5 protein-coding genes are annotated in these 10,578 nt (G+C 65.2%); 3 read left to right on the top strand and 2 right to left on the bottom strand.

Annotated features, from left to right (window positions below):
* Together H8B02_RS40155 and H8B02_RS40150 are read right to left on the bottom strand one after the other, a co-directional pair.
* Positions 1–825 (bottom strand): hypothetical protein (locus tag H8B02_RS40155; RefSeq protein WP_229171232.1); only part of this gene is annotated, 825 nt, incomplete at its 3' end.
* Positions 822–2,252, bottom strand: a complete 1,431-nt coding sequence (locus H8B02_RS40150; protein ID WP_229171231.1) for a putative bifunctional diguanylate cyclase/phosphodiesterase — start codon at positions 2,250–2,252, stop codon at positions 822–824. The genes H8B02_RS40155 and H8B02_RS40150, both read right to left, overlap by 4 nt.
* 427 nt (positions 2,253–2,679) lie before the next feature.
* Between H8B02_RS40150 and H8B02_RS40145 the strand changes: the two genes are divergently transcribed.
* The 3 genes from H8B02_RS40145 to H8B02_RS40135 form a co-directional block, all read left to right on the top strand.
* Positions 2,680–3,240: a hypothetical protein gene (locus H8B02_RS40145; RefSeq protein ID WP_229171230.1), complete on the top strand. Its 561-nt coding sequence runs from the start codon at positions 2,680–2,682 to the stop codon at positions 3,238–3,240.
* 757 nt (positions 3,241–3,997) lie between these two features.
* Positions 3,998–5,050, top strand: coding sequence for a helix-turn-helix domain-containing protein (locus H8B02_RS40140; RefSeq protein ID WP_229171229.1), 1,053 nt, complete (start codon positions 3,998–4,000; stop codon positions 5,048–5,050).
* 342 nt (positions 5,051–5,392) lie between these two features.
* A partial coding sequence (locus tag H8B02_RS40135; RefSeq protein WP_229171228.1) for a beta strand repeat-containing protein occupies positions 5,393–10,578 on the top strand: 5,186 nt, incomplete at its 3' end.

The raw sequence follows: 10,578 nt of genomic DNA, 5'->3' as shown, positions 1-10,578 counted from the left end.
GTTCCTGCCGCTCCAGGGTGAGGGCCGCGCCGGCGCGGCCGCGGCGCCGACCAGCGGACGCCGATTCCAGTCCAGCACGGAGTCGCTGTGCAGCTGCTCGACGACCCAGAGGAAATAAACCGAGGCGGGAATGCCGATCAGGTCGAAGACGAGCATCGATCCGCCGCCGTGCGTCGTCGCGTCAATGAGATGGATCAGCGCGCAGGAGAAGAAGACGCCCGCCAATGCGGCCCCCGACAGCGACCACACACCGGTCGCCAGATAGCGGCGCGCCTGATGGTCAGCCAGATACCAGCCGACCAGGCCGTAGGTCACGGTGACGAACACATTGGCGTAGAACGTCGCGGAGGCGACGTCGATCCACGTGCTCGGCATCGTCGCGCGCGCGGCAAGATCGGCCGACGTGCAAAGGAACGGGATGTTTGCGCCGGGCTGGGCCATCGCCCAGGCCGCCAGCCAGCCTGCCGTGATGGCGAAGCCGCCGACCAGCAACATCGCGCGATGCGGCGAGAGGGCGATCAATCGCTCGCCCTGGCCACCCAGTATCGTCTCGAACCGCAGAAACACAAATGTCAAACCTGCCGGTAGCCCGAGCAGGGTAACGGCGAGCATCGACCACGACACGCTTTCGCCCTGCAGCACCTGGAAGCCGTGCACCAGATGATGCGGGCCGCAGCTTGCCGCCATCATCGAAAATCCGATGCCGAAGCGGGACCAGCCGCGGTAACGATGCAGGCTGACCGTTTCCCAGGCCGACAATACGCCGAGGCCGGCGTAAGCCAGCCCGATCGCCAGATTGCTGAGGCCGATGACGAGATACATCATCGCGAGACCGTCGCCTTGGTGCCCATGGGAGCCCCGATGTGATCAAGGAATTCGTCGATGAAATAATGATGGCCGCGCCGCACCGGTCCTTCCACCGGCTGCGCGGCGTGCAGCGCGCGTCCCGAACTCGGATGCCAGAGTGCCCTGGTCAGCATCGGCGCGATCTGTTCGGCGGCAACCGGCCGCGAAAAGAAATAGCCCTGGGCAACGTCGCAACCCATGCGGAGCAGCATTGCGGCCTGCTCACTTCGTTCGACGCCCTCGGCGATGGTGTGCTTGCCCATCGCGTAGGCCAGGCTCAGGATCGACGATACGATCGCCGTATCGCCGGGCTCGCTGCTGAGACCGTCGATGAAGCTGCGGTCGATCTTCAGGACCTCGGCCGGCATGTCGCGCAGGCGCGACAGCGATGAGTGCTCAGTGCCGAAATCGTCGATCGCGACGAACACGCCGAGCTGCCGGATCTGATCGAGCACCTGGACGACCTCCTCCGGGGCGCTCATCATGACACTTTCGGTGATTTCGAGACACAACGCGGTCGGATCGACATTGGTGCTGGCGAGAACCTGGCGGAGTTCCTGGATGAAGGTCGGCTCCGCGATCTCGCGCGGCGACACGTTCACGGTCATGGCCAGCGGGCAGCCCGGCATCAGCCTTGACCACTCGGCGAGCTGGCGACAGGATTCCTGCAGCACCTGCCGTCCGATCTTGACGATGAGCCCGCATTCCTCGGCGACAGGGATGAAGTCGGCGGGCGAGATGATGCCACGCTCGGGATGTCGCCAGCGCACCAGCGCCTCGACGCCGACGACGCGTCCATCTTTCAGGCGGACCTGCGGCTGATACTCCACGAACAGCTGCGATTCCCGTAGCGCCGCCCGCAAATCGGATTCGATTTGAACGCGCTTCTCGGCGCGGGCATGCAGCTCGTCGTTGAACTCCGCCAATCGCGCGCGGCCACGAACCTTTGCCGCGTAGAGCGCGGTGTCCGCTTCGCGCAGCAATTGTTCGGCGCATTTGGTGCCGGCCTTGCATTGCGCGAGCCCCACGCTTGCCGATACCACGACTTCCTTGCCGGAGAGCAGGATCGGCTCCGCCAGCGCTGCAAGGATCCGCTTGCCGAGGTACGCTCCGGAGGAGGCCGAGGCACGCGGATGGAGCACGACCATCTCGTCGCCGCCGAACCGGCTCGCAGTATCTTCCGGTCCAAGACATGTGAAGATGCGCCGGGCCATTTCGGACAACACCTCGTCGCCGCTGCTATGGCCGAGTGAATCGTTGACGAGCTTGAAGTTGTCGAGATCGACGAACAGGACCGCGATCCGCGTGCCGTCGTCGGCCTCGCGCGCCAGTTCACGATCCAGCCGCTCGAGCAGTAGGCTGCGCGTCGGAAGTCCGGTCAGCTGGTCATGCGCGGCCGTGTGCATCAGGCGTGCAATGACGCCGCGCAGGCGCTCGACTTCCGGGTTTGTTCCAACCGATGGAACGGCGGGATCACGCTCAACGCCCGAATGCGGTTCCCTGAATGCAGTCCCGAGTCGTATTGGGATATTCGGCCGCAGCCCAGCCATTCCCGTCCCCACTATCACTATAATATCCGGTGACGGTAGGCAGTTTGGAGTTTGCAAAAGGTTGCGTGAAGGCTCCCCCCGACTTTTGCCCGATAACGATTTGCAAGATGGTTACAAATCTACGACAGGTGCGCGGCCCATTTGTTGCGACTTTCGTCGAGGGCCAAATTGCCGCCGTGCCGACCCATGGCTATTCGGAACGGGCACCGGGGCGCGGCACGCTTCCCCGGTGAGAACCCCTGTGCTGCCGGGAGCCATCGAAGGCGGCTTGGACGATAGACTCGTGCGGTCGGGCAAATCGGTGATCGGCATCTCGACGATCACGGCGCCCCGGGGCAATAAAGGGCGCGGAACACAGGTTGCACAGGGCTCCTGGGCGCGATCACGGAAGGTCGAAGGAGGCATCGCAGCGCTCGATCATATCCTGAAGTTCATGACGCTCGGGATCATCATCGTCGGCATCACCGCGATCTACACGGCGCTGCACACCAACAACCGGCGTCTGGGAGCCGACATCTTCCTGAGATATTCCGAGCGCATATCCGATTTGCGCCGTCGCCTGCCAACGGCGGCGTTCCATGACGAGGGCGCCGGCGGCACCATTGAGATGACGCCGGACGAGCGCCGAATTGTGCATGAGGTCATCTTCTCGATCTTTGAGCTCTACGAGCTCAAGGTGCATGGCTTCGTTCCGCCGGGAATCTGGAAGATCAGGGAGCCCGACATCGAACGGGTGCTCTCGCTGCCGGTGTTCCAGCAGGAGTTGGCGGTCGTGCAAGGCAGGTTCGCGAAGCATCCGCGCTTTGCGGCATGGCTCGACCAGATCGGGCAAGGAAGGGCATAGCGGGGCGGCGCCCGATCGAGGACCGCATGCTCCGTCGCTGGTGTTGCAGGTGCCGGCGATCAGGTTCGCTCCGCCGGCATCGCGGGCGTGTTCACCGACGAATATGATGAGCCATTGTTACTTTCGTCATCTCGACGTTCATATGATAATGCCGCAGCGTGTCGCGACATGTGCGCCTCGTGCGGCGCGCGTGTTCCGTTCCCATCGATCGCATTCACGTCGCACGTGGTGGAATGCCGCATGATTAGGCAAGCGTCTTCAGGCGCGGTCGACGCGAATCCCGTGCGCGGGATTCGCGATGTGTCATGTACCGTGCTTAAGTTGCTGCGCTCTCGCGACATTCATTTCGTCTCAGCGCGAAGATCGAGAAAATTTTCTGAAGTCCCTGCGATGATGCGTTGCCCGATCGCATCGCACGAGCGCAATTTTGGATTTCTTCACGGCGCTCGTTGCCGCCGCTCTGGTTCTCGCACAGATTGTTCTTTAGACCACTCAGGCCGAGTCGGTGACGGAGCTTCCGGGCCGGAATCCGGCAACGACCCGACAATGATGAATGCCATGTGTGAGCACGACTGCCGCAGGACCCATCGGCCCTATCAGGAGCGGCCGGTGTAAGCGGGTGATGTCCGCATCCAAAAATGCTGCTTCCTTGTCCGCCAGAAATTCGCCTGCCCGCCAGAGGCCGGCGACGCAACCTTGGGAATGCGCCCCCGTTGAGACGACGTTCGTCGTTTGCGACAACGGGGCACGGAATGACATGCCAGAAGACGACAATGCGCCGGCGAGTGCCGCCCAGCTCCTCGAACAAGTTCCCCTGCCACGCGAGCCCCGGAACATCAGGGACATAATCCCGTCGGTACCACGGTTCTTCACGACACGGCTCTATCCGCCGTCGGAGCAGTTCGAGGTCTGGAAGACGCGCATGGCCTCGCTGGTCGATGTGGCGCCGTCGGAAGGCCATAGCCCTGCGCAGGGATTCGAGGTGGAGTATCTGACCTGCAACATGGCCGACGTCATCTTCACGTCAGGACGCGTTGCCGCTCAAACATTCGCGCGTGCCGTCGAGCCGTCACAAGGCGCGCCGGTCGATATCTGGTGGCTGTTCCGGGTGCGCTCCGGCGAGGCCCGCTTCGAAACCGCAGAGCGGCGCGTTCACGCGGGGCCAGGCGCGATGTTCCTGATCTCGCTCGACGACGATTTCCGCGGCAGCATCACCGACTATGATGGCCTGGTGCTGGCTTTGCCGCGCCGGTCATTCGCGGATGTGGCCGACCAGCTCAACGACGCCTGCAACATTCTGCTTTCGGGCAATCTGATCGAACTGCTGTCCGACTATCTCGACAGACTCGAAACGCGCCTGGTCCTGATGTCGCCGGAGGAACTGCGGCAGGCCGGGCGAGCGACCGCGCAGATGATCGCCGCATGCATTCAGCTGTCCTCGGACCGGCTGGAGCAGGCGCGCGGCGCAATCGAATCGGTGCTGTTCGAGCGTGCGCGTCTTTATATAGAGACGCATCTCGGCGACTTCGACCTGACGCCGGATCGCATTGCGCAGCAATTGCGGATCTCGCGCTCTGCCCTCTACCGTGCATTCGAGAGCGTCGGCGGCGTCGCCGGATATATCCTGCGCAAGCGGCTGCGCGCAGCACATGCCGAACTGGTCGCATCCACCGACAGGCAGGTGCAGGAGATCGCCTATCGTCACGGCTTCAAGCTGGCGTCTGATTTCACGCGCGCGTTTCGCCGCGAATTCGGCGTCAGTCCGCGCGAGATGCGTGAACGCGTGCGCCGCAGGTCAACTGCCGGTTGAAGATTTGCGAATTACCCCACGGTGCATCGAGCAAATCATTCAACTTGTGAGACGATCTGCGCGCTATTTGGACGGGCTGCTGAGTGACGTTGTCAAATATGTGTCTATCATTTTTGATATGACGACTCGGGGCACATTGATGGGGCAGTCGAGCGAGCGCTGGGTGGCAAGATGCGCTCGTTGAGTTCGACACATCGTTGGCCAGGACCGGAAGGCCGGCGCAGGTCGCGCGGTCTTCATATCTCCACATGTGGTCCCAAAGGACACGCATGTCGGCACAGTCCGCGGTATGGCACCCCCGACGTCTGGACCAGATGCCAGATGTCACAAAGGGGGCGCACCATGGTTGTCGCACGCAACTCAACCGAATCGCTGAAGCGTCAAGGCCGCACCGGCTTCGTCCGGAGCTGGGTCGCCTCGGGCGATGCGGGCAGCTATTCGCTGCGGCGGCGGCTGATCGCGGTGTTGCGTCAGGCGCACCGCAGGCTCGGCGTGAAGCGCGATCGGCTGGGGCTTGGTTCGCTGGGTGCCGGCGGGGGCATCTCAACGGTGGCCGCAACGCTCGGTGCGTTCGCGGTCATGATCTCAGCTACTTCGGTGGCGAGCGCGCAGAACTACAATGCCGGCACCGGAAGCGTCGCCTCGGGCGGCGGTGCAACGGCGGTCGGCACCAATGCGTCGGCGACGTCCTCGTCCGGCTCAGCCGTTGCGATGGGCGCCAACGCCAAGGCCAACGCAATCGGGCAAGGCTCTCCGATCGCAATCGGTGCCGCCTCGAATGCGAGCGGCACCGCGCCTGCCGGCTTCAGCTTCGAGGCGATCGCCATCGGGACCGGCACGAACTCGACCGGACCATGGTCGACCGCCGTCGGCACAACGGCAACCGCGAGCGGGACCGGAGCCAGCGCGTTCGGCACCTCCGCGAGCGCGACGGGAAATCAGTCTACCGCCGTCGGCAACGGCGCGAGCGCGAGTAACCTTTACGCGATCGCACAAGGCTACCTTGCCAATGCGTCGGGACAATATTCGGTGGCGCTTGGTCGGAATGCGGCCGCTTCAGGCGATGGCGGAATGGCGCTGGGTGCCGGCACGATCGCAAACAACGTCAATGCGGTCGCGCTCGGCGTCAACGCCAATGCGGCTGCAGCCGGTGCCAGCGCTTTGGGCACATTCGCTGCTGCCACCGGTGGAAATTCGACTGCTGTCGGCGTCAGCTCTGCCGCGAGCGGTAACTTTTCGTGGGCCGGAGGCTGGTCGTCCGTCGCGAGCGGTGTGAATGCCACAGCGCTGGGCAAGCAATCCACCGCGTCGGGCGTTGGTTCGTTTGCCGGGGGCAATCTCGCCCAGGCGACGGCAGATTTCAGCGTCGCCGTGGGCAATCAGGCACAAGCGCAGAGCACCGGCGGCTCGGTTGCAATCGGATCGGGCGCGATCGTCAACAGTGCGGCGACCGGCGGCATCGCGATCGGTAACAATGCGGCATCCGCCGGCATCAGTTCGATCGCGACCGGCGTTGGGGCCAGTGCCGCCGGTACGAGTTCGCTGGCGATCGGCACTGCCTCAAATGCGAGCGCCGCCGCGAGCACTGCGGTTGGCAACACAGCCGTTGCCAGCGGCCAAAACTCCTCCTCATTCGGATCTGGAGCGAGCGCGGCAGGAGACAACTCTCTCGCGGCCGGCGTCAGCGCCAACGCCAGCGGAATCACCAGTACCGCGCTCGGCATCGGCGCCAAGGCGTCGGCTACAAGCGCCATCGCTATCGGAAACAATGCCGCGGCCAGTTCCGGCAACGCGGTGGCCTTGGGCACCAACGCGGTGGCGACCGGCGGCCAGGCGGTCTCGATCGGCGCGAACAACACCGCCTTTGGCAACGGCGCGGTGGCGATCGGCGATCCTAGCTATGCGAGCGGCACCGGCGCCTTCACCGGCGGCGCGAACAACATCGCCAACAGCGACGGCACGGCGAGCGCCACCGCCGCCAACCAGGCCAACGGCGCAGTCGCGATCGGCAACAACAACAAGGCGATCGGGCAGGGCTCCGTGGCGCTCGGCAACGGCTCCACCGCTGGCGCCGCCGGTCTTGTCGGCAATATCGCACTGGGCAACGGCGCAACCGCAGCGGCAAAATCCGGCGATGTCGCACTCGGCTCCGGCAGCGTCACCGTTGCTGCAGTCGGCACCGCGAACACCGTGATCAACGGCACCACCTACAGCTTCGCCGGCACCACGCCGGCCTCGACGGTCAGCGTCGGCGCGGTCGGCGCGGAGCGCACCATCACCAATGTCGCGGCCGGGCGGCTCAGCAACTCTTCGACGGATGCGGTCAACGGCTCGCAGCTGTTTGCCACCAACCAGGCGATCGAAAGCATCAACACCGGCGGCGGCATCAAGTACTTCCACGCCAATTCGACGCTGGCCGATTCCTCCGCGGTGGGGACCGACTCGGTTGCGGTCGGCCCGGTGTCGACCGCGACCGGCACCAACTCCATCTCGGTTGGTAACGCCTCGGCCGCCAGCGCCGACAATGCGATCGCCGCCGGCTACCAATCTACTGCATCGGCGCTCGACTCAGTGGCGTTGGGATACATCTCCAAGGCGACAGGCCAGTTCAGCACCGCGATCGGACCCAATGCCCAGGCCTCGGCCACGTCCAGCACCGCGATCGGCCAGAACTCGGTGGCCGCCGGCGTTCAGGCGTCCGCTCTCGGTGTCAATGCGAATGCCGGCGTCGCGAATGCCCTCGCGCTTGGCGCCAATGCCAATGCCTCGAACGCAAATGCGGTCGCACTCGGCTCCGGCAGCGTCACGACCGCAGCAGTCGGTACGCCCAACACGGTGATCAACGGCACCACCTACAGCTTCGCCGGCACGACGCCGGGCTCGACCGTCAGCGTCGGCGCGGTCGGTGCCGAGCGCACCATCACCAATGTCGCCGCCGGGCGGCTCAACAATGGGTCGACGGATGCGGTCAACGGGTCGCAACTGTTTGCGACCAACCAGGCGGTCGACGGCCTCGCCAGCACCGTCAACAACATCAACACCGGCGGCGGCATCAAGTATTTCCATGCCAATTCGACATTGGCCGATTCGTCTCCGGTCGGGACCAATTCGGTTGCGATCGGCCCGGTGTCGACCGCCACCGGCGCCGGCTCGGTATCGATCGGCAACGGCGCGACCGCCGCGAATGCCAATGACGTCGCGCTCGGCTCGGGCAGCCAGACCACCACGGCGGTCGGTACCCCGAATACGGTGATCAATGGCACGACCTACAGCTTTGCCGGCACCACGCCGGCCTCGACGGTGAGCGTCGGTGCGGTCGGTGCCGAGCGCACCATCACCAACGTGGCCGCGGGACGGCTCAACAACAGCTCGACGGATGCGGTCAACGGCTCGCAGCTCTGGTCCACCAACCAGGCCGTCGACGGTCTCGCGACCACCGTCAACAACATCAACACCGGCGGCGGCATCAAGTATTTCCACGCCAACTCGACGCTGGCGGATTCCTCCGCCGTCGGCACCAACTCGGTCGCGATCGGACCGGTGTCGACTGCGACCGGCAGCGGCTCGGTGTCGATCGGAAACGGTGCGAGTGCCACAAACGCTAACGATATCGCACTCGGCTCGGGCAGCCAGACCACCACGGCGGTCGGCACGTCAGGCATCACCATCGGCACCACCGCCTACAGCTTCGCCGGCACGACGCCGCTCTCGACTGTCAGCGTCGGCTCGGTCGGCAGCGAACGCACCATCACCAACGTCGCGGCCGGACGGATCAGCAACGGCTCGACCGATGCGATCAACGGTTCGCAGCTGTTTGCCGCCACCTCGGCGATCGACAGCCTCTCGACCATCGTCAGCAACGGCCTGACGCATTATTACAGCGTCAACGACGGTGGCACCCAGCAGGCGAACTACACCAACAACGGTGCGACCGGTGCGAATTCGATGGCCGCCGGCATCGCCGCGTCGGCAACCGCCGCCAATTCCACGGCGCTCGGCTTCAACACCCAGGCCACGGTCGCCGGCGGCGTCGCGATCGGCTCGGGTTCGATCTCCAACCGCGCGCTCGCGCCGGCTTCCGGCACGATCGGCGGCACCATCATCCCCTACAACACGACCGATCTCGCGCTGCTCGGCGCGGTGTCGGTCGGCAATGCGACGAGCTATCGCCAGATCACCAATGTGGCCGACGGCACCCAGTCGAGCGACGTCGTCACCGTGCGGCAGCTGACCGGCGCCCTGTCGTCGTTCGCGACCACGACGACGAAATACTTCCACGCCAATTCGACGCTCGCCGACTCGCTCGCGGTCGGTAACAACTCGGTCGCGGTGGGGCCGCAGACCGTGGTCAATGGCGACAACGGCATCGGCATGGGGTTTGGCGCGACCGTGCAGCAGACTGCGCCCGGCGGCATTGCGATCGGCCAGAATTCGGTATCCAACTTCGCCGACTCGATCGCGTTCGGAACCAATGCGCAGGCCAGCGGCATCCAGTCGGTGTCGATCGGCGCCGGATCCCAGACCACCAACCCGACCAGCGTTGCGCTCGGCCCGAATGCCAAGGCGACGGCGCAGGCCGGCGACGTTGCGCTCGGCGCCAATTCGACCACACAGACGGTGGTCGCGACCAAGAACACAACGATCGGCGGCACCACCTACGCCTTCGCCGGCACGGCGCCGACCTCGACCGTCAGCGTCGGCAGCGCCGGGGCGGAACGCACCGTCACCAACGTGGCCGCGGGACAGATCAGCGCGACCTCGACGGACGCGATCAACGGCTCGCAGCTCTGGGCCACCAACACCTCGCTCGACGCTCTCTATACGACGGTCAACAACATCTCGACCGGCAGCGGCGGCATCAAGTATTTCCACGCCAACTCCACCGCGGCGGATTCCTCCGCCACCGGCGCGGAGAGCGTCGCGATCGGACCGCAATCGGTCGCAAGCGGCGCGAACGCAGTGTCGATGGGCAACGGCTCGGCCGCATCGGGCGCCAACTCGGTGGCGATCGGCGCCGGCGCCAAGGCGACTTCGGCCAACTCGCTGGCGCTCGGTGCGAACTCGACCACCACGGCCAATCTGAGCGATGCGGCCTATACGCCCGTCGTCGGCAAGAGCGTCGCGGGGGTTGCGACCGGCGAAGTGTCGGTCGGCTCGGCCGGGGCCGAACGCCGCGTCACCAATGTTGCCGCCGGCTCGGCTGCGACCGATGCGGTCAATGTCAGCCAGCTCCAGGCGGTTTCCAGCGGCTCGATCCGCTACGACACCGATGCCTCCGGCAACACCACCAACAAGGTGACGCTGAATAGCGGCAGCAGCGGGCCGGTCACCATCAGCAACGTGGCGGCGGGTATCGCCGGCACCGACGCGGTCAACGTCAACCAGCTCAACAGCGCGTTCCAGCAGCTGAACGGCCAGATCGGCGAGGTGCGGCAGGACGCCTGGCGTGCGGCCGCGATCGGCATGGCTGCCGCATCGCTGCGCTACGACGACCGGCCCGGCAAGGTGGAGCGCATCGGCCGGCGGCG

The sequence above is a fragment of the Bradyrhizobium altum genome (assembly GCF_020889705.1).
GTDB classification, from domain to species: domain Bacteria; phylum Pseudomonadota; class Alphaproteobacteria; order Rhizobiales; family Xanthobacteraceae; genus Bradyrhizobium; species Bradyrhizobium altum.
This window is presented reverse-complemented; position numbering and strand designations above follow the sequence as displayed.

What these genes read in the sequence shown, in the direction of transcription:
- H8B02_RS40150 (WP_229171231.1), bottom strand. Translation starts at nt 2,252, where the DNA reads ATGCACACGGCCGCGCATGACCAGCTGACCGGACTTCCGACGCGCAGC.
- H8B02_RS40140 (WP_229171229.1), top strand. Translation starts at nt 3,998, where the DNA reads ATGCCAGAAGACGACAATGCGCCGGCGAGTGCCGCCCAGCTCCTCGAA.